23 protein-coding genes and 3 other annotated features are annotated in these 23,413 nt (G+C 30.9%); of the genes, 20 read left to right on the top strand and 3 right to left on the bottom strand.

The window, feature by feature from the left end:
• Window positions 1-38 precede the first annotated feature (38 nt).
• The 4 genes from C3E89_RS01685 (at window position 39) to C3E89_RS01670 (ending at window position 3,945) form a co-directional block, all read left to right on the top strand.
• The gene (locus C3E89_RS01685; protein WP_236910763.1) at window positions 39-971 is read left to right on the top strand and encodes a LysR family transcriptional regulator; all 933 of its coding nucleotides are present in this window, start codon (window positions 39-41) and stop codon (window positions 969-971) included.
• A 111-nt stretch (window positions 972-1,082) separates the two neighbouring features.
• Window positions 1,083-1,310, top strand: a binding site (T-box leader).
• Between the two features lie 118 nt (window positions 1,311-1,428).
• Window positions 1,429-1,649: a binding site (T-box leader), on the top strand.
• A 56-nt stretch (window positions 1,650-1,705) separates the two neighbouring features.
• Window positions 1,706-2,545, top strand: a complete 840-nt coding sequence (locus C3E89_RS01680) for a transporter substrate-binding domain-containing protein (protein ID WP_236910762.1) — start codon at window positions 1,706-1,708, stop codon at window positions 2,543-2,545.
• Between the two features lie 22 nt (window positions 2,546-2,567).
• Window positions 2,568-3,224, top strand: coding sequence for an amino acid ABC transporter permease (locus C3E89_RS01675; protein WP_236910761.1), 657 nt, complete (start codon window positions 2,568-2,570; stop codon window positions 3,222-3,224).
• Window positions 3,217-3,945, top strand: a complete 729-nt coding sequence (locus C3E89_RS01670; protein WP_236910760.1) for an amino acid ABC transporter ATP-binding protein — start codon at window positions 3,217-3,219, stop codon at window positions 3,943-3,945. Before C3E89_RS01675 ends, C3E89_RS01670 begins: the two co-directional genes overlap by 8 nt.
• A 41-nt stretch (window positions 3,946-3,986) precedes the next feature.
• Here C3E89_RS01670 and C3E89_RS01665 read toward each other — a convergent pair whose 3' ends face one another.
• Window positions 3,987-4,214, bottom strand: a complete 228-nt coding sequence (locus tag C3E89_RS01665; protein ID WP_236910759.1) for a hypothetical protein — start codon at window positions 4,212-4,214, stop codon at window positions 3,987-3,989.
• Between the two features lie 470 nt (window positions 4,215-4,684).
• On the opposite strand from C3E89_RS01665, the gene C3E89_RS01660 reads away from it, so the two are divergent.
• The 6 genes from C3E89_RS01660 (at window position 4,685) to pepF (ending at window position 12,074) form a co-directional block, all read left to right on the top strand.
• The gene (locus C3E89_RS01660) at window positions 4,685-6,295 is read left to right on the top strand and encodes an ABC transporter substrate-binding protein (RefSeq protein ID WP_236910758.1); all 1,611 of its coding nucleotides are present in this window, start codon (window positions 4,685-4,687) and stop codon (window positions 6,293-6,295) included.
• A gap of 70 nt (window positions 6,296-6,365) precedes the next feature.
• The gene (locus C3E89_RS01655) at window positions 6,366-7,316 is read left to right on the top strand and encodes an ABC transporter permease (protein WP_236910757.1); all 951 of its coding nucleotides are present in this window, start codon (window positions 6,366-6,368) and stop codon (window positions 7,314-7,316) included.
• Window positions 7,312-8,163 carry an ABC transporter permease gene (locus tag C3E89_RS01650; RefSeq protein WP_236913425.1) on the top strand — a complete coding sequence of 284 codons (852 nt, stop codon included), beginning with the start codon at window positions 7,312-7,314 and terminating at the stop codon, window positions 8,161-8,163. The genes C3E89_RS01655 and C3E89_RS01650 overlap by 5 nt, the downstream gene beginning before the upstream one ends.
• A 27-nt stretch (window positions 8,164-8,190) precedes the next feature.
• Window positions 8,191-9,168 carry an ABC transporter ATP-binding protein gene (locus tag C3E89_RS01645; RefSeq protein WP_236910756.1) on the top strand — a complete coding sequence of 326 codons (978 nt, stop codon included), beginning with the start codon at window positions 8,191-8,193 and terminating at the stop codon, window positions 9,166-9,168.
• A gap of 16 nt (window positions 9,169-9,184) precedes the next feature.
• The gene (locus C3E89_RS01640) at window positions 9,185-10,156 is read left to right on the top strand and encodes an ABC transporter ATP-binding protein (protein ID WP_236910755.1); all 972 of its coding nucleotides are present in this window, start codon (window positions 9,185-9,187) and stop codon (window positions 10,154-10,156) included.
• Between the two features lie 124 nt (window positions 10,157-10,280).
• Window positions 10,281-12,074 (top strand): oligoendopeptidase F, encoded by a 1,794-nt coding sequence (pepF, locus tag C3E89_RS01635; protein ID WP_236910754.1) that lies wholly within the window; start codon window positions 10,281-10,283, stop codon window positions 12,072-12,074.
• Between the two features lie 53 nt (window positions 12,075-12,127).
• On the opposite strand, the gene C3E89_RS01630 is transcribed toward pepF, so the two are convergent.
• Window positions 12,128-13,555 carry an aminopeptidase gene (locus tag C3E89_RS01630; protein ID WP_236910753.1) on the bottom strand — a complete coding sequence of 476 codons (1,428 nt, stop codon included), beginning with the start codon at window positions 13,553-13,555 and terminating at the stop codon, window positions 12,128-12,130.
• 187 nt (window positions 13,556-13,742) lie between these two features.
• On the opposite strand from C3E89_RS01630, the gene C3E89_RS01625 reads away from it, so the two are divergent.
• The 3 genes from C3E89_RS01625 (at window position 13,743) to C3E89_RS01615 (ending at window position 17,069) form a co-directional block, all read left to right on the top strand.
• Complete coding sequence (locus C3E89_RS01625) at window positions 13,743-14,834, top strand: DUF362 domain-containing protein (RefSeq protein ID WP_236910752.1); 1,092 nt, start codon at window positions 13,743-13,745, stop codon at window positions 14,832-14,834.
• A gap of 102 nt (window positions 14,835-14,936) precedes the next feature.
• Window positions 14,937-15,236, top strand: coding sequence for a hypothetical protein (locus C3E89_RS01620; RefSeq protein ID WP_236910751.1), 300 nt, complete (start codon window positions 14,937-14,939; stop codon window positions 15,234-15,236).
• A gap of 168 nt (window positions 15,237-15,404) precedes the next feature.
• Window positions 15,405-17,069: a glycosyl hydrolase family 18 protein gene (locus C3E89_RS01615; RefSeq protein WP_236910750.1), complete on the top strand. Its 1,665-nt coding sequence runs from the start codon at window positions 15,405-15,407 to the stop codon at window positions 17,067-17,069.
• Here C3E89_RS01615 and sfsA read toward each other — a convergent pair.
• Window positions 17,061-17,747 carry a DNA/RNA nuclease SfsA gene (sfsA, locus tag C3E89_RS01610; RefSeq protein ID WP_236910749.1) on the bottom strand — a complete coding sequence of 229 codons (687 nt, stop codon included), beginning with the start codon at window positions 17,745-17,747 and terminating at the stop codon, window positions 17,061-17,063. The genes C3E89_RS01615 and sfsA overlap by 9 nt on opposite strands.
• Before the next feature lie 140 nt (window positions 17,748-17,887).
• Between sfsA and C3E89_RS01605 the strand changes: the two genes are divergently transcribed.
• The 7 genes from C3E89_RS01605 (at window position 17,888) to C3E89_RS01575 (ending at window position 23,308) form a co-directional block, all read left to right on the top strand.
• On the top strand, window positions 17,888-18,421 hold the full coding sequence (locus tag C3E89_RS01605; protein ID WP_236910748.1) for an O-acetyl-ADP-ribose deacetylase: 534 nt from the start codon (window positions 17,888-17,890) through the stop codon (window positions 18,419-18,421).
• Between the two features lie 88 nt (window positions 18,422-18,509).
• Entirely contained in the window at window positions 18,510-19,154 is a 645-nt protein-coding gene (locus C3E89_RS01600; protein ID WP_236910747.1) for a zinc dependent phospholipase C family protein, read from the top strand.
• Window positions 19,155-19,235: 81 nt separating this feature from the next.
• Window positions 19,236-20,285 (top strand): ComEC/Rec2 family competence protein, encoded by a 1,050-nt coding sequence (locus C3E89_RS01595; protein WP_236910746.1) that lies wholly within the window; start codon window positions 19,236-19,238, stop codon window positions 20,283-20,285.
• Window positions 20,282-20,506 (top strand): DUF3006 domain-containing protein, encoded by a 225-nt coding sequence (locus C3E89_RS01590; protein WP_236910745.1) that lies wholly within the window; start codon window positions 20,282-20,284, stop codon window positions 20,504-20,506. The genes C3E89_RS01595 and C3E89_RS01590 overlap by 4 nt, the downstream gene beginning before the upstream one ends.
• Before the next feature lie 49 nt (window positions 20,507-20,555).
• Window positions 20,556-20,806, top strand: a binding site (T-box leader).
• A 43-nt stretch (window positions 20,807-20,849) separates the two neighbouring features.
• Window positions 20,850-21,827 (top strand): aspartate--ammonia ligase, encoded by a 978-nt coding sequence (gene asnA, locus C3E89_RS01585; RefSeq protein WP_236910744.1) that lies wholly within the window; start codon window positions 20,850-20,852, stop codon window positions 21,825-21,827.
• A 46-nt stretch (window positions 21,828-21,873) separates the two neighbouring features.
• Window positions 21,874-22,341 carry an endolytic transglycosylase MltG gene (locus tag C3E89_RS01580; protein ID WP_236910743.1) on the top strand — a complete coding sequence of 156 codons (468 nt, stop codon included), beginning with the start codon at window positions 21,874-21,876 and terminating at the stop codon, window positions 22,339-22,341.
• A gap of 235 nt (window positions 22,342-22,576) precedes the next feature.
• The gene (locus C3E89_RS01575; RefSeq protein ID WP_236910742.1) at window positions 22,577-23,308 is read left to right on the top strand and encodes a hypothetical protein; all 732 of its coding nucleotides are present in this window, start codon (window positions 22,577-22,579) and stop codon (window positions 23,306-23,308) included.
• The last annotated feature ends 105 nt before the right edge of the window (window positions 23,309-23,413 follow it).

Below are 23,413 nucleotides of genomic sequence, written 5' to 3'. Positions count from 1 at the left end.
AACACTTAGTGTTATAATATATATGAGGTGATAAAGCCGTGTTTAGAATCGAAGATAAATATATAATAGAAATTGCAAAACAAAAAAGTTTTACTAAAGCTGCAGAAAAATTATATATCGCTCAGCCGTCATTAAGTAGATATATTATAAATTTAGAAGACAAATTAGGAATTAAAATTTTTGATAGATCTAAATCCCCTATAGAAATTACGGAAGCAGGCGAAAAGTTAATAGAATATATTTATAAATTTAGGGAGCTTGAGGAAGGATTAATGTCTGAATTATCTAGATTAAAAAATAATAACGATAAAACTGAAGTCAGAATTGGAATTGTTCCATGGAGAATACCAGTTTTCTTACCAAAGATTATACCTGTTTTCACTAAAACTTATCCAGATATTAATGTGGTTTTAACAGAAGATGTTTCTCCAAAGCTAGAAAATTTAGTGTTAGAGGATAGGGTTGATGTTTGTGTAATCAATGGTCCTGTAATAAATAGGGATTTAGAATTTCAAGAGTTAAGTTCTGAGAACATTATTTTAGTTGTACCAAGAGATTCAAAAATTGCATCAGATAATTATGATTTCAAAAATGAACAATACTTAACCTCATATATAGATATAAAGACCCTTGGGGAAGAGAAGTTCATATTGTTAAAGGAAAATTTTAGATTGGGGAAGATTTCCAGACAAATATTTAAACATCATAATATCTATCCTAAGAATATTATAGAAGTTTCCCATATGAATACTGCAATAAGTATGTCCTCAGTTGGGCTAGGATTAACATTTATGCCCGAGTCTGGTGTAGATAGGGAGTCTTCAGGAAATAATAGTCCACTCTATTTTTCTATTGGTGATCCAAGTTTTGATTTTCCCCTAATAATTGCATATAAAAAAGAAAAATATGAGAATTTAAGTGTAAAAAAGTTCATAGATTTTGTAAAGGAAAATTATAAACTTTTTGATTAATATTATGAATAATAGCTATTTTACATCACTAATACTATTTAAACAATACAAAAAAGACTTGACAAAATATAAAATTGTATTTATGATTAAATACAATACAAAAAATATTTTAAAATATTTATGAAGCAAAGAGTAATTATGTTGAGTATATCCTACAGAGAACTGGGTAAGGTGAGAGCCAGGTGGTAGAAAGCTTAATGAAAAGAGTTGCTGAAATGGATAGGACAAAGCTTATAGGCCAGTATCTTATCCCGCATTCAAAGCGTTATCTGAATTGAGTTGTGTTTTACTATTAAAATACAATTAGAGTGGTACCGCGGGCATAAACTCGTCTCTATTTTTGAGACGAGTTTTATATTTTGACAGACTGTCATATTAAAGATTTTTGAATTAAGAATCAAAGGTAAATGAACGTTCATTTAATTTTATGGTTAAGTAGTATTTTAAAATTAAATATTTATAGTCTATGATACAGAGAGTATCCATACTAGTAGATTTTACAGAGAACTGGGTAAGGTGAGAGCCAGGGGATTGAAAATATGGTGAAAAGAGCTGTGAAGACAAATAGGACAAAGCCTATAGGGGAGTATCTTATTTCGCAATCAAAGCGTTATTTGAGTTGAGTTGGGTTTATAATAAACCAAATAGAGTGGTAACGCGGGAAATCTCGTCTCTTACTAGATTAGTATGAGACGAGATTTTTTATTGAAAATATAATCAGAGAGGTGTATAAAATGAAAAAACAATTATGTTTAATTATGATAATTATACTTGTGTTATCAAGCTTACTTGTAGCTTGTGGAAAGGGAAATAAGGCGAATTTAGAAGACGATAATTCTGAAATTGAAACTTATACATTGGAAGGAATTAAAAATAAGGGTAAATTAGTGCTAGGAACTAGTGCAGACTACCCACCTTTTGAATTTCATAAAATGATAGATGGAAAAGACGAAATTGTTGGCTTTGATATTGAAATTGCAAAATATGTAGCAAGGGAATTGGGCGTAGAACTGGAGATAAAAGACATGGATTTTGATAAGCTATTAGGTGGATTATCTACTGGAATGTTAGATATTGTAGCTGCTGGTATGAATCCAGATCCGGAAAGGGAAAAGGAGGCAAACTTTACCGATATTTATTATGAATCTACCCATTCTGTTTTAATTAATAAAGAAGATGAATCTAAAATTGCTTCGATGGAAGATTTAAATGGTAAAAGCATAGGAGTTCAAATTGGTACAACTCAAGAAAAAATAGCTGAAACAGAAATAAAGGATTCAGATGTAGTAAGTTTAAGTTCAAATCCCGATATAGTTATGAACTTAAAGACGATGAAAATAGATTGTGCAATTATGGAAACACCAGTTGCTAAATCCTTTGCAAAAGCTAATGAAGAAATAATGGTTATTGAGGATCTAATTATTGATAGCGGTACTGAAGGTGTGGCAATTGCTACAAAAAAAGGTAATGATGAATTAACACAGAGAATAAATGAAATATTAGCAAAAGCTAAATCTGAAGGTTTAATAGAGAAATGGATAGTAGAAGCCAACGAACTAAACGATTTAGATTAGATAAAGATTAGGAGGAAGAAACTTGAACGTTGTAGAATTATTTATAGAATATAAGCATTACTATGCAATAGGGATTAAAACAACATTATTAATATCCTTTTTATCTCTTGCTATAGGTACAACCTTAGGTTCTTTGCTAAGCCTTTTTAAATTATCTAAAATAAAAATACTAAGAATTATATCAACTGTATATATAGAGGTATTTCGTGGGACACCTATGATGGTCCAAATTGCTTTAGTTTACTTTGGAAGCTATGTAATAATAGGGGTAAATATGGATGGGTTTTTAGCTGCCTTAATTGCTGTTTCTTTAAACAGTGCTGCATATGTGGCAGAAATTATACGTTCGGGTATACAATCCATTGATAGAGGACAAAGAGAAGCTAGTAGAAGTTTAGGGTTAACTAATGGACAAACTATGAGGTATATAATATTACCCCAGGCAATAAAGAATATATTGCCAGCTTTAGGAAATGAGTTTGTCACTTTGATTAAAGAGACAGCTGTAGCTTCAACTATAGGAGTGGCAGATTTAATGTATGCATCAAAAATAGTACAAAGTACTAGCTACCAGCCTTTCAATCCATTAATAATTGTGGCGACAATATATTTTGTAATTACATTCACACTATCCCAGTTAATAGGAGTATTTGAAAGGAGATTAGCTCATAATGATTAAAACAGAAAACTTGAATAAATATTATGGAGATAAACATGTATTAAAAGATATAAATTTAGAAATAGAAGATGGGGAAGTTGTCAGTCTCATAGGGCCTTCTGGTTCTGGAAAAAGTACTCTTATAAGATGTGTAAATTATTTAGAACAACCAACTTCTGGCAAAGTATATATAAATGGTAAAAATATTGCTGACTCTGGAAAAGATATAAATAGGACAAGACAAGGTATAGGTATGGTATTTCAGCATTTTCACCTATTTCCTCATAAAAGGGTTATAGAGAATATAATTTTGGCTCCCATTCTAACTAGGAAGTTAACTAAAGAAGAAGCAGAAAAAAAAGCTATTGAACTATTAGAAACTATGGATTTATTAGATAAGAAGGATGTATATCCAAATTCTTTATCTGGAGGACAAAAACAAAGGATAGCAATTGCAAGATCCCTTGCCATGGATCCAGAAATTATGCTTTTTGATGAAGTTACATCAGCTTTGGATCCAGAAATGGTTGGAGAAGTTTTAAATGTAATGAAAGAATTAGCTAAGACAGGAATGACAATGATAGTAGTTACTCATGAAATGGCTTTTGCTAAACAAGTAGCTGATAGAGTAATATTTATGGATGATGGGAAGATTATAGAACAGAATAATGCATTAGATTTATTCGAAAATCCACAAAATTCTAGAACAATAGAATTTTTGTCAAAAGTTCTAGAATACTAATAGGTAGTAGGGACGGCTTTGCCGTCCCATTTTTAAAGTAATTAGCTTAAACTTGATATTACACTTTCTACTGTTTGGATTATTTCATTTTTATTGGTTTTACTTGATGTTAAGGCTTTTTTAGCGGCTTCTATTGAAGTTAAAGTAGAAATATCATAATCAGTCATAGAATTAAATATGGAATCCATAGTAGATAACATAGCTTCTTTACTACTTTCTGTATTATCTCTTTTATAAGATTCTAATTGAGATCTTAATGTGCTTTTCATTTTTCAACCTCCTTAAATTATTATTTCTATAGATATATTCACCATAAGAATATTTTTTATTCTAAGAAAAAATTATAATCATATCTTTTAAAACTTTCATATTTCAATGTCCTCAATTTCTAATATTAAAACACTTTGCTTAATTATTTAAGGTTCTAAAAGAGAAGGAATTCATATGGAGAAGAAAAATAATACCTTTGATGACTATGACCAAACGTATTGAGAATATGTTATATGACCAAGGTATTAGATATAATGTAGCAGTACCAGGTTCTAGTTATGTTCACATTTTAGATATATTTTAAAGTTTATAAATAGGTGAATAGGAAACATGAGTTTGTTTATTCATTATAAAATTTATCTATATTTAATTACATGTTGATATAAAACATTAATTTGATTTAAACCTTGGATGCCTATACAATAATCCTTAGAGTAAAAAGAAAACAAGTAGAATTAGGAGGTATCCTATGGGAAACAAAAAATGGTTAGGACTATTTATTGCTTTGGTTATGATAATATCCACAGCATGTAGTAATAATACAAACGAAACTCAATCACCGGCAGATACCCAAGCAGGGACGGTAAATGAATCTGCAGAGCCAACTAAGGTAGATGGTGGAATATTCATATTTGGAATTGGTAGTGATCCCAATGTAATGAATCCATTATATGCAGGTGACAGAGTTACTATGACAATCAATAATGCTTTGTTTGCACCATTGTATGTAACAGATGGTGAAGGAACACGTTATTATTTAGCAGAAAGCATTACTCCTTCAGAGGATTATTTAACTTATACCTTAAAATTAAAAGATGGACTTAAGTGGCATGATGGAGAGCCTTTAACTGCTGATGATGTTGTGTTTACAGTAAATTCAATACTTGATGAAAATCAGAATTCTCATCTAATAAGTTCATTTTTAGTTGATGGAAAGCCAGTAGAAGTGAATAAAGTAGATGATTTAACAGTGGAATTTATGTTGCCCCAAATATCTGTACCATTTATGAATAAATTAGGAAGTCTTCGTCCAATCCCTGAACATATATTTGAAAGTGAAGGGGATTTAGCAAAAAGTAATAAGAATTTAAAACCAATCGGCTCAGGCCCTTTCAAATTTAAAGAACTTAAAAGTGGGGAAAAAGTTGAGTTAGAAAGATTTGACGATTACTTTGATGGAAAACCCAATTTAGAGGGAGTAGTATTTAGAGTGATAGCTGATTCAAACTCTGCTAATACTGCTTTATTAAATGGAGAATTAAGCGCTAGATATATTACTACCGATGATATTGAGAAGTTTAGTGGAAATGAAAACTTCATTATAGAAACCTTTGATGAAGGTATGTTAAACAACATGGTGTTTAGGTTAAATAATGAGGTTTTACAAAATAAAGATATTAGAAAAGCTATTGCTTATGCAATCAATAAAGATGAGATAATAACAGGAGTTTATGAATCTGAGGAATATGCTGAAAAAGCCTATTCAATATTTGTTCCCATGACTCAATATCATACCAATGACCTAGAAAAATATGAATACAATGTTGAAAAAGCAAAAGAACTTATGGCAAATGCAGGCTATGATAGTTTAGAATTAAGGTTAGCCTATACAAATTCAAGTAAAGAACAGGAAGCTTATGGACTTATAATGCAGCAACAATTAAAAGGAATTGGAGTAGAATTAGAGCTTATTCCCATGGAAAGAGGGGCTTTCCTAGAAAAGTTTATAGATGCAACCACCACAGATTTTGACTTAGCATTTAATGGATACGTTATGGGCCTTGAACCTAGCGGTTATAGTCCATTATTTGTAGCGGGAAATCCAAATAATTTTATGGGCTATGTTAATGAAGGGTTAGATCCTATGTGGGACAAGGGCGTCATTGAAACGGATGAAAATAAGAGAGCTCAAATATATGAAGAAATCCAAAGGGAAATAATAGAGGATATGGTGGTATATCCAATAGTTTATCCTAAATCAATTGTAGCCATAGATAGTAGATTTGGAGGGGTTGAAGAAGCTAGGTTGGTACCTATTAGTATGTTTGAAGATTTATCTAAATTATATTTAACTGAATAATAGAACAGACAATTACAAAAGTAAACTGATTTTCAGTTTACTTTTGTAATTATATATAGGAGGAATTACAGTGAGAAGATTAATTATTAAAAGGATGCTACAAATGATACCAATGCTTATCGCAGTATCTATAGTTTCATTTCTTCTTATAAAACTAGCCCCTGGGGATCCAGTACAAGCATATATAACACCAGAGATGGGACCAGCTGATATTGAGAGGATTAGACAAAACATGGGCCTTAACGATCCAATCCATATTCAATATATAAGGTGGGTAAAGAATGTATTAAAAGGAGATTTAGGATATTCTTTAGTTAACCATAGACCTGTTGTTACGCAGATTACTGAAAGGTTACCTGCAACTATAGGACTTATGTTTACTTCATTGATATTTTCTATGGTTATAGGCATTGTAGTAGGCCTTCTTTCAGCAGCTAATCAAAATAGGACTTTTGATAAAATAGTTACAATTATCTCTTATATTGGTATATCCATACCAAGCTTTTGGTTTGCAATGATGCTAATCTACTTTTTATCTTTAAAGTTAAATTTACTACCAAGTATAGGTATGAGGACAATAGGGGTTCATAGCACTTGGGACCTTATAAAGCACGCAATAATGCCTACCTTGGTATTGAGTATACAAAATATTGCAGTAGTTTCTAGGTATATCAGGTCTAATACTATTAGTCAATTAAAGGAAGAATATGTGACAGTTCAACTAGCCTCAGGAGCTAGCAGAACTGAAGTATTATATAAATATGTGTTAAAAAATGCTATTTTGCCTGTAATTACAATCCTAGGTATGTCTTTACCTAGTTTAGTATCAGGAGCTTTTATTACAGAAAGTATTTTTGGATGGCCTGGTATGGGTCAATTAGGCATGACTGCCATATTTAGCTATGATTACCCTCTAATTATGGCAATTACAATGTTTTCCTCTTTAATACTCATATTAGGAAATCTTTTATCAGATATATTATATAGTGTTGTAGATCCAAGAATTAAGGAGTTGAATTAAAATGAATCATAGATTAAAGTCTAATTTAATATATCAGTTGAAAGAAAACAAATTAGGAATACTATCTATTTTAGTAATTGTTATTTTATCCATTGCATCTATCTTAGCTTTTTTATCTCCCCATGATCCAAATAAAATTAATGTTATGAATCGCCTAGCAACACCTTCAAAATCTCATTTATTTGGGACTGATGAAATGGGAAGGGATTATTTTACTCGTGCATTATATGGAGGAAGAGTTTCTCTTACTGTAGGTTTTTTATCTATGATAATTTCTACAATCATAGGAACTATAGTAGGGACTATTAGTGGATATTTTGGAAACAAGGTAGATAGTATTATCATGAGAATTATAGATATTCTAATGAGTATTCCTACTTTTTTTCTAATACTCATATTAAATGCTTATTTGAAACCTGGAATACAAAATATAATAATTATTATTGGTTTATTTAGCTGGATGAGTATAGCGAGAATAGTCAGGGGAGAGACCATTTCTGTTAAGGAAAGAGAATATGTTTTATATTCACAGGTAATAGGGGAAAAACCTAATGTTATCATAAGGAAACATATAATTCCTAATATATTTCCTACAGTTATTGTTGCTTCTACTTTAAATATAGCTAGTGCTATACTTATGGAATCATCCTTGAGTTTCTTGGGATTGGGAGTACGCCAACCAAATTCTTCCTGGGGAAGTATGCTAAAATATGCTCAAGGATATATGGGAGAAGCTCCTTATTTGACTTTTTTTCCAGGAATATTAATTTTGATGACGGTTTTAAGCTTTAATGTTTTAGGAGATATTTTTAGAGTAGCCTTTGAACCCAAGGCAAATAATGACTAGGAAGAGATGAAAGGATGTAATATTATTATGAAAAACTCCTTACTTAGAATAAGAGACTTAGAAGTAACTTTTTTTAATCATAATGGTATAGTGAGGGCAATTCGTGGAGTTAGCTTTGATGTAAAACGAGGAGAAATATTAGGGTTAGTTGGAGAATCAGGAAGTGGTAAATCTGTGACTTCTTTATCTATAGTGAGATTGCTTAAAGGCACAGGGCAAGTTACCAATGGAGAGATAATTTATAAAGGAGAAAATTTATTAAATAAAAGTGAAAAGGAAATGATGAAAATAAGAGGAAATGATATAGCAATGATATTCCAAGATCCGATGACTTCTTTAAATCCAGTATTTACAGTAGGAAGTCAAATTTCAGATGTAATAAAGAGACATCAAGGATTAAGAAAAAGTGAAGCTAAAGCAAAAACTATAGAAATGCTAAAGATGGTAGGTATACCTTCAGCACAGGAGAGATATAATAACTATCCTCACGAATTTAGCGGAGGTATGAGGCAGAGAGCTATTATAGCCATGGCTTTAAGTTGTAAACCAGATTTACTTATAGCAGATGAACCTACTACTGCTTTAGATGTTACCATTCAAGCTCAAATATTGGAACTTTTAATGGAATTAAAGGAAGAACTTAATACATCGGTTATTCTTATAACCCATGATTTAGGAGTAGTAGCTAATACATGTTCGAGGGTTGTCGTAATGTATGGCGGTATGATAATGGAGGAGGGAAATGTAGAGGATATATTTTATGCTCCTTTACATCCTTATACTAGAGGACTGCTGCAATCTTTACCAAAGACCGAAGGTAGAACAAAACAAAGGCTTGTACCTATTAAAGGAAATCCACCAAATTTAGCTTATGAGATAAAGGGCTGTCCCTTTGCTGATCGTTGTCCTTATGTTATGGATATATGTAAGAAAAAACACCCAAAGTACTATTATGGGGATAGAAAACATAGGGCAATGTGTTGGTTATTAGATAAATCTATATAAGAAAAAGGTGAAAATCATGAGCAATAAATTGATAGAAGTAAATAATTTAAAGAAATATTTTCCAGTAAGGAGATCATCTATTATTGGAAAAAATAAATACTTAAAAGCAGTAGATGGTGTTAGTTTTTATATTAAAGAAGGCGAAACCTTTGGTCTAGTGGGGGAGTCTGGTTGTGGAAAATCTACTACTGGTAGGAGTATTATTAGGCTTTTTGATGTAACGGAAGGAGAGATACTATATAAAGGGAAAGATATAGCTAAATTAAATGAAAGAGAACTTAAACCCTATAGGAGAAAGATCCAAGTAATATTCCAAGATCCTTATGCTTCCCTAAATCCTTCTTTAACAGTAGAAGATTTAATATCAGAGCCTTTAGATGTCTATAATATAGGAGATAAGAAAGAAAGAAAGGAAAAAGTTCTTAAGCTATTGGAAAAGGTCGGTCTAGGTAAAGAACATATATATAGATATCCCCATGAATTTAGTGGTGGACAAAGGCAGAGAATTGGAATCGCAAGGGCCTTATCTATAGATCCAGAGTTTGTATTATGTGATGAACCTATATCCGCATTAGACGTATCTATCCAAGCACAGGTGGTAAATATGTTAGAGGATTTACAAAAAGAAATGGGATTAACTTATTTGTTTATTGCCCACGATTTATCTATGGTTAGGCATCTATCCCATCGCATAGGAGTTATGTATTTAGGAAAATTAGTTGAAATAGGTTCAAGTGATGAGATATATGATCATACAGCTCATCCATATACTAAAGCTTTATTATCTTCAGTTTTAGTACCAGATCCCAAAAAAGCTATAAAAAAAACTATAAAAGCGTTAGAGGGGGATGTGCCAAGTCCCCTTAATCCGCCAGAAGGATGCAAATTTGTCACTAGATGTAAATATGCAATGAAAAAATGTCATGAATTAGAGCCTGTTTTACAGGAAATTGGGCCAGGGCATACAGTTGCATGTCATCTATACTAATTTGATATTGAAGATGATAGATGTATTAATTGGTGGATATATTCTGAAAATTTATTGAACTATATCCTTTCTTATAATATAATTTATTTAGGCACACGAAATATTATAAGGAGGGGTTATTTATATGTGCAAAGGATTTTTAGAGAGAAAGGATGTAGATGAAAGATATACCTGGGATTTATCGGCTATATTTAAAACAGAAGAGGAATTTGAACAAAGATTAGATGAATTAATTAAGCTTTCTTATGAAATTGAAAAGGAATTTAAAGGGAAACTAAATAACCCAAAAACGATTAATGCATGTTTAGACAAATTAAGGGATTTGTATGAAATTAGAGGGCTATTAAGTACTTTTTCATATCTGTCTGTAGCGGTGGATCAGAAAAATACGGAAAATCAAACTAGACAGATGAAAACGTCTACTATTTTATCTGAGGCAAGAAGCCGTTTAAGCTTTGTAGAATCAGAGATAATTCAATTAGATGAAGAAGTAATTCAGAGAACTTTAGATGAATCAGAAGAAAATAAAAATTATTTGAAAGAAATTATAAGAAGCAAGCCTCATACTTTGCATCCAGAAGTAGAAAAAACATTATCTGCCCTTTCTAATGTGCTAGAGGCACCATATCAAATATACAATAGAGCTAAGTTGGCAGATATGGATTTTGGTACTTTTTCAGTAGATGGGAGGGAATATCCTTTAAGTTTTGTATTATTTGAAGGGAAATGGGAGTATGAAAATGATACAGAGATTAGGCGTGGAGCAGCTGAAGCATTTTCAAATAAATTAAAGGAATACCAGCATACTATAGCAGCTGCATACCAAACACAAGTCCAGAAAGAGAAGACCATTGCTAACTTAAGAGGCTTTAATTCTGTATTTGATAGTCTACTATTTTCCCAAAAAGTGGATAGAGAATTATACGATAGGCAAATTGATTTAATAATGGGGCATTTAGCTCCATATATGAGAAAGTATGCTAAACTAATTCAAAAAATCCACGGATTAGAGGAAATGACTTTTATGGATTTAAAACTAGCAATAGATCCAGATTTTGAACCAGAGTTAAGTGTAGAAGAAGCTAGATCTTATATAGAGGGAGCATTATCCGTATTAGGTGATGATTATTTAGAGATGGTCAATAGAGCTTTTGATGAAAGGTGGATAGATTTTGTCCAGAACAAGGGCAAATCTACTGGTGCATTTTGTTCTAGCCCTTATGGTAGCCATCCTTTTATTTTGATTTCTTGGACTGGTAGAATGAGGGAAGTATTCGTTTTAGCTCATGAATTAGGACATGCAGGCCATTTTTATTTAGCTCATAAAAATCAGAATATATTTAACTCAAGACCTTCCCAATATTGTATAGAATCTCCTTCCACCATGAATGAAATGCTTATGGCAAACTATTTGATGAAAAATACTGAAGATAAAAGGATGAAAAGATGGGTATTGTCCTCTATAATATCAAGAACATATTATCATAATTTTGTGACCCATTTGTTAGAAGCAGCTTTTCAACGCCAGGTATACAGAATAGTTGATGATGGAGGTTCAGTTAATGCAGCTTTATTAAGTAAATTGAAAAGAGAAGTATTAGAAGAGTTCTGGGGAGACGCTGTAGTCATAAATGAAGGGGCAGAACTAACATGGATGAGACAACCTCATTATTATATGGGGTTATATCCTTATACCTATAGTGCAGGTTTGACCATAGCTACAGAAGCAAATAATAGGATATTAAAAGAGGGGCAGGAGGCCATCGATGATTGGATTACAGTATTAAAATCTGGAGGAATTTATACTCCTGTAGAGTTTGCAAAGAAGGCAGGAGTTGATATTACTACTGAACAACCTTTACTTAATACTATAGAACATATTGGGAGTATTATAGATGAAATAATAGAATTAACGTAAGAATTATAAAACAATAGGGACAGGCCATGATGAACTGACCCTATTGTTTTATTCTATGCTTTAAAGAAAGCGTTGTAACCTTTATAGGCCATATAAACATCGGCTTTACTGGCAATTTCATAAGGTGCATGTACGCTTAGTAGAGGTACACCACAGTCTACTACTTCCATACCATAGTTTGCCAAGATATAAGCAATAGTTCCTCCACCACCTTGGTCTACCTTTCCAAGTTCACCCATTTGCCATACTACATTACTGTTGTTAAATATTTTTCTTATCTTTCCCAAATATTCAGAATTGGCATCGTTACTGCCACCTTTTCCTCTAACACCAGTATACTTAACTATGGTTATACCTTTTCCTATAAAAGGAGAGTTCCTTTTATCCAATACTTCAGGATAATTAGGATCGAAGCCAGCCAAAGTATCAGCTGATAGCACCCAAGAATTAGCTAAGGCTCTTTTAACTAATAGTTCTGAATAGTTCTCTTCTATTAGATTAATTAATTCTGAAACGATATTTTCAAAAAACTTAGATTCCATACTTGTATTTCCTACGCTGCCTATTTCTTCTTTGTCAACAAATAGGGCAACGGCTGTTTTATTTGGAGTTTCAATATCTAATATGGCTTTAAAAGATGTAAATGCACAAACTCTATCATCTTGACCATAGCCACCAACCATACTTCTATCTATACCAACATCTCTTGACTTGCCAGCAGGTACTATTTCAAATTCAGCAGTAGTAAAATCTTCTTCTTTTATTCCATATTTTTCATTAAGTATATTAAGTACATTTAATTTTACTTTTTCATTTATTTCACTATCATCATAGGGAATACTTCCAATTAATATATTTAATCCTTCGCCCGTAATTCCTTCACTCATTTTCTTTTCCATTTGATCTTTAGCTAAATGAGGCAATAAATCCGTTATAAAGAAAACTGGATCATCCTCGTCTTCACCTATAACGATATCAACTTTTTCTCCATCTTCTTTTACCACAACTCCATGTAAAGCTAGTGGCAATGTAACCCATTGATATTTCTTGATTCCCCCATAATAATGGGTTTTAAACATAGCAAGTTCTGAATCTTCATATAGTGGGAATTGTTTTAAATCTATTCTTGGAGCATCTAGATGAGAACCTACTATATGCATTCCTTTTTCAAGACTCTCTTTCCCTAATACGAATAATGCAACTGCTTTATCTTTATTATTGGCATATATTTTCATTCCTGGAGTAGGTTTAATTCTTTTTTCTAATAGTTCATCTATTGATATATAACCTTTTTTAGAGGCAACTCTAATTATTTCTCTAGCTGATTCTCTTTCAGTTTTTCCTTTATCTAAGAAATCTTTATACTCTTCATTTAATGAAAAAACTTTCTCTTTTTCAATATTATCTAATACTTCCCATACATTTTTCCATTTATGAGTTAATTTTTCTTGAAGCATTTTTCCCTTTGATTCATTACTCATGCGTATCCCTCCTAATAGTATTTAGCAACTCTAAGTATTATGGTATACCGGTATATTTCCCTTGTCAAGAATAAGTTAAAAATTTAGAATATTGCTTTATTTATCTTGGTTTTGTTGTTTTAAAGGGAGGATTAGGGTGATATACTTAATATGAGTAAATCTTATTCAAATAAGAGGGGTGAATTTGATGAAATCTAATAGATTATACATTATGTATGGAGATAATCCTAAGGATATGATTAAAAAAATATTAGGTAAAATGGATATAGGAAAGGATATACCTGAAAAGGGTGCTTTAATAGGGATTAAACCTAATCTAGTTCTTGCTAAACCTTCTTCTTCTGGAGCAACAACATGTCCTGAACTAGTAGAAGGGGTTATTGAATACCTTAAATCTAAAGGATTTAACAATTTAGCTATATTAGAAGGGGCCTGGGTAGGAGATAGAACATCTTTGGCTTTTAAAGTATGTGGTTACGAAAAATTGTCTAGGAAGTATAATATTCCACTTGTAGACCTACAAAAAGATGGCTATAGAGATTATAAAGCAGATGGAGTAACTCTTTCTGTATGTAATAAAATAATGGAAGTTGACTATTTGATAAATATGCCAGTATTAAAAGGCCATTGCCAAACTAATATTACCTGTGCTTTGAAAAATATGAAAGGTTGTATTCCAAATAAAGAGAAAAGACGTTTCCATACCATGGGTCTTCATAAGCCTATTGCTTACCTTAATAAAATATTGAAACAAAATTTAATTGTTGTAGATGGAATAATAGGGGATTTAAATTTTGAAGAAGGGGGAAACCCTATTCAGATGAATCGAATTATAGTTGGGAAGGACCCAGTGCTTGTTGATAGCTATGTAGCTCAATTATTAGGCTATGATTTAGAGGATATTCCATATATAAAGATGGCGGAAGATATAGGAGTAGGTTCTTCTAATTTAAATGCTGATAATATAATAGAATTAAACAAAGATACAACTCCTATGACAATACCTAAAACTAGATTAGTTAAGGAACTTACAAAAAATGTAGACGAAAATATGGCTTGTTCCGCTTGTTATGGAAGTCTTGTCCATGCCTTAGATAGGTTGAATAGTATGGGCTATTATTATCAAATTAATGAAAGAATTCATATTGGTCAAGGTTTCAAGGGTGTTAAGGGAAAAGGTATAGGAATAGGCATATGTACAAAAGGTTTTGAAAAGAACCTATTAGGTTGTCCTCCTAAGGCTAAGGATATAGTGGAATTTTTGAAAAACTGTCTATAATATTGCTATGCTATAAAGAAAATTTGGCATATTTATAATTCCTTCTAGAATACAATAGAATAAGAAGTTAGAATATAATATATTTTATAGGGGGTTGATAAGGTGTATAATGAATTAATGTCTGCAGATACATTGACTACTTTTGTAGGACTAGTTGCTGGGACTTCACTTATAGTACAGTTTACAAAATCCATTATAAAAAAGCAGTTTGGAGATGCTTCAGTTAGATTTTATACTTTTATTGTCGCTCTAATACTTATTATTATCTTTGGAGACAATGGCTTCGGAATTCAAGGAATACTTTTAAAAATAATTAATGCTATGTTGATAACCATATCTGCCATGGGAGGATATGAGGTTTTATCAGATCCTATGGCCAAAAAGATGAAAGTAGATAGGTAGCAATTATTAGATCGAGAATATTTCTCGATCTTTTTAAATTTGATCATATCATAACAAATCTACTCATAATTGATAATGTATGTTTAATTACAAAACTATATAAAATCACTTTATTTATGTTATAATTATTTCGACTAATAGTAATAGATGGGAAAAGGATGTGGTAAAGTGAAAAGATTTCTTATTATATTAGCCCTATTGATCATTATTAGTATATCTGCTTATTTTATATTTAAAAACAGTGAAAATAATGAAGTTATATCTATTTCCGATAATATATATTTAGTTATTGATGATATACATTACATAGAAGATAGTCCAGTAATTTTTGAAGATAATAATATATATATTTCCTTTGATATTATTAAGGAGAAGCTAGATCCTAATCTTTATTATGATCAAGAAGAAGGTATGGTTATTTTAACGGATAAGGAAAGGGTCTCTAGGTTTATAATTGGAAAAAATAAAGGAACAACAAATCATAGAGAAGTTTTTATAAACAATCCAGTTAAAAAAATAGAAGAAAAAGTCTATATTCCAGACGAAATATTGAATATTCACTATGATATTGATATAAATTATTTTGAAGATACTGATGCGGTTGTTGTGGACAAGTTAGATTCTATATATCCTAGGGGAAAAGTCATCATGGAAGGGGCTGTTATCAGGAGAAGTTTCGATATAAAATCTCCTATATTATTAAAAAATTTGCCTGTTGAAACCGTATTAATGGTATTTGAGGAATTGAAAGATTGGTATAGAGTTAGAACTATTGATGGAATAATTGGATATATAGATAAGAAATACATAAAAATAGATCTTGTGACCAATATATACCAAGCTAAAGAAAAAACTATGGATAAAGCGTATAAGAATAAGGAGATGATAAACTTGACCTGGGACTATAGCCATGGAAAGATGTTATCAGTTGATGGCATAAAGCCCATCCATGGAATAAATATAATATCTCCTACTTGGTTTTCTATTAATGATGAAGAAGGAAATATTTTTGACAAAGGAAATTATGAATATGTAAGTAAATATAAATCTTTAGGCCATAAAATTTGGCCTTTAATCGATAATAGCTTTGATCCAGATATTACTCATAAACTATTATCCAGTAGTAGAACTAGAGAAAGATTGATAAAGGAAATATTTAATATATATAATAATTATAAGGTAGATGGAATTAATCTAGATTTTGAAAATGTTTATTTAGAGGATAAGGATTTGTTAACCCAATTCGTTAGAGAGTTGTACCCAGTTTTTCGAGAAGGAGGAATGACTGTATCTATGGATATTACTCCTATCTCCACTTCTGAAAACTGGTCTTTAAGTTTTGATCGACAAAGACTTTCAGAAACCGTAGATTATATGATACTAATGGCCTATGATCAACATTGGGCAAATAGTCCCGTTGCTGGCTCTGTGGCTCAATATAACTGGGTAGAAAAGGCCATTAAAGGTGTGTTAGAACAGGTTCCTAATGGAAAATTGGTATTAGCTGTACCTTTTTATACTAGGTTATGGAAGGTGGAAGAAATAGATGGAGAAGCTAAAATCTCTTCTCAGGCCTTATCTATGGAATCAGCTAATAGATTTATAGAAGAAAACAATATGGAGTTGGAATGGGATGAAGAAAGTGGCCAATATTATGGTGAAATAAGTAAAGATGGAGTAGTTTATAAAATATGGTTAGAGGATACTAATTCTATTGAACTAAAATCTTCATTAGTAAACAAATACAATTTAGCAGGTATAGCATCATGGAGAAAAGGATTTGAAACGGAAAAAATATGGCCAGCTATATCCAATATGATTAAACTAAATTAATACTTCTATTTTTTCATTTAATTGGATTGTATCTTTAGTTACTAAGGAGTTATAGGCTAATATATGAACTCCTCCTTTTTTCGCATGTAAAAGAGCATGGGCAAACTTACTGTCCATTATATCGTTTGGTTTAAAATATTTTATGCCTGGCATTTGTATAAGGAAAAAAATATAGGATTTATATCCTTCTTTTATGGAATTTATTATTCCGTTTATATGTTTAGTGCCCCTTTCTGTAGGTGCATCGGGAAATAATGAAAGACCATCTATCTCCAATGTAACACCCTTTACTTCCACAAAGCCCTTTTCTTCTCCTTTTTCATAATAGAGATCGAACCTTGAATCTCCATAGGTTACTTCTCTTTTTAATAGACTGACATTCATCAATTCCTGAACTTTATTGGAGAGGATACTAGAATATACTACTTCATTGGGGACTTGGGAATCAATATTAATCAATAAATCATCTTTATAGGCCGATATTAGGGAGTACCTAGTTTTTCGGTTAGGATTGTTAGATTTCTCCAAATATACCTTAGTTCCTTCTTTTAGAATCTCTTTACATCTTCCAGTGTTTTTCACATGAACTTTTTCCAACTCACCATTCAATAGTACATTAGCTATGAAACGGTTAGGTCTATTTAAGAATATGGCTTCTACTATGTTTATATATTTCAAAATGATACCTCCTGATAATTTAATTTATGAATAAATAACTATATAAGTATATATATCCAAATATATTATTTATAATATTTTTTTGAAGGAGTTTTTGCTTTTCTATAGAATAGATATAATTGAGATAGGGGTGATATATTATGTATTTATACAAAAAAGTAAAGTTAAATATAGTTCAAGGTGATATAACGAAGTTGGAAGTAGATGCTATTGTAAATGCTGCTAATAATACTTTATTAGGTGGTGGCGGGGTAGATGGAGCTATCCATAGAGCAGGAGGACCTATTATCTTGGAACAATGTAAAAAAATTGGGGGTTGCCCTACTGGAGAAGCTAGGATTACTACAGCAGGTAATATGCCTAGTAAATATGTAATTCATACAGTAGGTCCTGTTTATAAAGATGGGGCAAAGGGAGAAGCAGAACTACTATATAATTCATATTATAATTCAATGAAATTGGCAAAAGAATATGGGCTAAAAACTATTGCTTTTCCAGCTATATCTACTGGGGTATATAATTATCCTAAACCAGAGGCAGCTGAAATTGCTATTAGAGGGGTAATGGATTTTATTGATAAAGAGGATAATATGGAAGAAGTATATTTTGTGTTATTTAGCCAAGAAAATTATCTATTGTATAAAGAAATATTGGATAAAAAGCTCAACAAATAGCTTGATCTAGGGATGCCAATTTTTGATATTGACTTTTTAAACCATATGATATAATATCGAATAAGGTTGTAAAATTTATACAAGGGATGTGTTTGATATTTTTGGTGATACACATAAAATTATTGGAAACAATATTCACGAAAATATTTATGATATTTATGGAATAAAATTAGATAAAGATAAACTATTATGGGGTTCAGTGGCTCCAGATATATTACCACAATTTAAGCTTCATAGACATTATAAAAAGGAAAGCTTAAATTATATAGTGAATGAGATAATTAAATTAATATTTATATGTAGATATATAGAGTTTAATTCAAGAATCGATCCTTTAGCTATGAAAATATTGAGTAAAAAAATTGGCATCATATCCCATTATTTAAGCGATTTTGTCTGTCTTCCTCATGCTGAAAGATGGACTTTTACCAGTAGTATGTTTAAACACATTAATTATGAATCCAAACTTAATGATTATTCACCTTATCATGATTTTAAGAAAAATGTAATAACTATAGATGACATAGATATTTTTCAAGAAAGAGTTATCAAGCTTAAACCAATAATTAAAAAATATATAGAAGATGTGATCGAGGAATATTCACTTAAGACTGGATACGATAATGATTTGAATTTTGCTCTATCATTAAATTTAAAAGTTTCTTATTTCATTATTGATACTGTTAAAGCATATACTGAAGAAGCATACAAAGATTTTGCATTTGAATTTTAATCCTTCTTATCCTTCGATAGGGAGGATTTTTCTAGTATGATATTAGAAATTAAAATATTGACAGCTTAAGGAGGTAAATATGTGAAAAAAAATAAGCTAATATATGTACTATTGACATTATTGATTTTGAGTTTAATTCTTTCTGGATGTGATATTGACACTACTAAATCTATTGAGGATTACAGGGATAAGTTAGTGATACATTTTATCGATGTAGGTCAAGGGGATAGTACATTAATCCAATTTCCCAATGGAGAAATATCTTTAATCGACGGAGGAACAAGAAAATCAGGCGATAAGGTAGTTAAGTATATTAAAAAATTGGGGATAGAAAAAATTGATTATTTAATAGCTACCCACCCTCATGAAGATCATATAGGGGGATTACCTGAGATAATAAAGAATTTTAAAATCGAAAAAGTATATATGCCAAATAGAACGGCTAATACCCGTATATTTGAAGAATTACTATTAGAGATTGAGAATCAAAATTTAAAGATCAATTTAGCCAAGGCAAAGGATATTCTTTTAGATGAAGGACAGTTAAAATATTATGTTTTGGCTCCCAACAGTGATGATTATGAGGAAACTAATGATTTTTCCATAGTTACTAAGATAGAATATATGGATAATTCATTTGTCATTGCAGGAGATGCAGAAGAAAGTTCCGAATTGGATATGATAAATAATGGGATGAACTTAAAAGCTGATGTACTTAGAATAGCCCATCATGGTGGTAGGACATCTTCTAGTGAAAAATTTTTAGAAAAAGTAAATCCAAAATATAGTATAATAAGTGTAGGAAGGGATAATACTTATGGGCATCCTCATAAGGAAACCTTAGAAAGACTTAAAAAGTTAGACATTGATATTTTACGAACAGATCAACTAGGAGATATAGTCATTGTCTCTGATGGCAGGCAATTGACCTTCGAAGATAAGATTATAGAAGAAAATGATAGTACCAAAGTGGAATACATAGGAAACAAAAATACTAAGGTATATCATACCAAGGAATGTAATTCTTTACCTAAAGAAGAAAATCAAATTATTTTTAAATCTATATTAGATGCAGAAAACAGTGGGTATAGACCTCATGAAAAATGTATTAAACAGGGGGAGATTAAGTGAAAGGTATAGTTGATAGGTTTGAAGAGGATAGGGTTTTAATTGAAATAGAAAGTGATGGTGGAATTTTAACATTCGATAGAGAATTATTCCCTAGGAATTTAAAAGAAGGGGATATAGTCGAGTATGTAGAAGATAAGTTTATAGTAAAAGAAGAAGAAACAGAAGAAAGGAAAAAGTATATTAATAACCTATTCAATTCTTTAATTGATAAAGAAAAATAATCTATTGACATAAGCAAAGTAATAGAATATAATTATACATTAATATATGAAAATAGCTATGAAGGGAAGAGTAGTCATTAAGAAAGTTATAGAGAGTTGGTACTTGGTGGAAATCCAACACGGAATTGATGATGAAGAACGCCCCTAAGCTTCTAACCGAAATTTTATTTTGCAAAAAGTAGGCTTAGACGGGTATAGTCCGTTATTCACTATACAGTATCGAATTTGTTCTGTACTGGTTAAAGCTGAGCCTTTTGCTAATTAAGGTGGTACCGCGGAAGAATACCTTTCGTCCTTTTTGGATGAGAGGTTTTTTTATTACCATAATATAGGAGGAAATTATATGAAAAAACTAGGTATAAGGGAAACTCAAATTGGAATAAAAATTATTAAGGACTTTTTTGAAAGAGAATTGGCTAAAAAATTGAATTTGATAAGGGTATCTGCTCCCTTATTCGTCAGACCTGAGACGGGATTAAATGATAATTTAAGTGGAGTAGAAAAGGCTGTATCCTTTAATATGAGAAAATATAATGAAGAGATAGAAATAGTCCAATCCCTAGCAAAATGGAAGAGGATGGCTCTAAAACGATATGACTTCAAAATAGGTGAGGGTATTTATGCTGATATGGACGCTATAAGACCCGATGAGGTTTTAGATCATACCCATTCTATCTATGTTGATCAATGGGATTGGGAAAAGGTAATATCAAGACAAGAACGAAATGAAGAGTATTTAAAAGAAACAGTAGAAAGTATATTCCAAGTATTTAAAAGGACAGAGAAGAAAATTAATAGTATATATCCTTTTTTGGCAAATAAATTACCTGATAAGATAAAATTTATCACTACTCAAGAATTGGAGGATAGATATCCAGACAAAAGCCCTAAGGAGAGGGAAAGCTTAATTTGCAAGGAATATAAGGCAGTTTTTCTAATGAAAATTGGTAGTAAACTAAGATCTGGAGTACCTCATGATGGTAGATCTCCTGATTATGATGATTGGGAATTAAATGGGGATATATTGTTTTGGAATCCTGTACTTGAAGAGGCTTTAGAATTGTCTAGTATGGGCATAAGGGTAGATGAAAAATCCTTAGAAGAGCAATTAAAAATGGCTGGGGCTGAAGAAAGAAAAAAACTCACCTATCATAAAGCCCTTTTAGAAGGCAAATTTCCTCTTACCATAGGCGGCGGAATTGGGCAATCTAGAATTTGCATGTTTTTTTTAGAGAAAAGGCATATTGGTGAAGTTCAAGCTTCTATATGGACTGATAGTATAATTGAAGAATGTGCTAAGAAAGATATATTTTTACTTTAATAGATTTATAGTGTAAAATAGAGTAAAAAGGATAAGGAGTATAGAAATGTTTAGTAAACACAGATTTCCATTTATACTATTAGGTTTAGGTATGGGTATAATATTGACTAATATACTCTATACTTTTAACCCTCATATAGAGTATAGAGAATATACTGAAGAGGAGATAGTGGCTATAGCAGCCGATTTAGGAATGGTATTTTTGAAAGAAAATATTGAAACTAGCCCTAAGGAGGAAAAAGAACCTGTAAAAGAAACCTCTTTGGAATTAGAAAGCGAAAAAGAAAAAGAAGGGAAAATGGATGAGGTAGTTTTTACTATAGAAACTGGGGATTCTTTAATCAAGGTATCTAGAGGTTTGGAAAAAGCTGGGGTAATATACGATGCAGAAGATTTTCTTAATTTTGCCAAAGATAAAGGAGTAGATAGAAAACTTAGAGTAGGAGTTTATAATCTAACTACTGGCTTAGATTATGATACCATATTATCTATACTTATGAAGCTTGATGAATGATATATTAAATTAGTACTAAAGTATGTATCTTAAAATAACTAAGCATTGATCCTATTTCAATGCTTTTTTTCTTCTGGATTCTTCATTTTTTGCTTTTAATTTAAAAATAATCGAAGTTTATAAACAATAAGGGCGGTTATTGTAGTATAATATAATATACTGTTAGATGAAAAAAGAAAATAAATGGTTTAATCCTCCATTTTTTTGGAAACAATTGCTAAGGGGAGGGATGAATTTGGTTTTAGCAAAAGCTGATCTTTGGCAAATATATAATGGTTTACGATATAATTTTTTATATAATGGCGATATAAATTCCATACATATCCTCCTGAATCTATACGATTTGGAAACGAAAATGACTAATATTTCTCCAAAATATATATGTACTAAGGAGATAAGAAGAAGAGTTAAAAGGCTTTTGTTTCCTCGAAAAGATAGACAACTTATATCCAATAATATCACTATGTTGATTCACGAAGATATTGATAGGCTTGAATTAACATTATACTTAGAAGGATATAAAAATGGTTATTACAGCAATAAATGGGTAAATATACTTGAGGATAAAACTATTAAATATCTTCCTATTGAAGAACTATACGGTAAAAATTATTTATTTCACTATAATATATCGTTAGAGGGTATAAGGAAGTTGAAGATAGAATTTTGGGAAGATATTGATAGAAAAGACAAAGAAACTAAATATCTATACGACTTTATCAATACATATTGTGAAAAAGTTATAAAAGGTAAGATATATAATTTGAATATGTATATCGACAAACAGCTAAAGATAGAATACAATCACAATAAACCTAATATAGAGGAAGAGGCCTTTTTATCGACAAAAGAATTGAAAAATATCTATAATATGATAGTGAAAATAATAATGAAGAATACTATTAATATGTATAAAGAAGCTAGTTGGTTCGGCATAAATGATAGAGTTCTGAATAGATATTTATAAACTAATAGTCCAGCTAAGAATTGTCAATAGTAAATTTAAAAATTTTTAATAAATATTTCAATCAATTCTAGCTAAAAAAGGGTAAATTTAATAGGCCTTCTAAAA

This window comes from Clostridium sp. Cult1, assembly GCF_021655095.1.
Lineage (GTDB): Bacteria > Bacillota > Clostridia > Tissierellales > Tepidimicrobiaceae > Schnuerera.
This window is presented reverse-complemented; position numbering and strand designations above follow the sequence as displayed.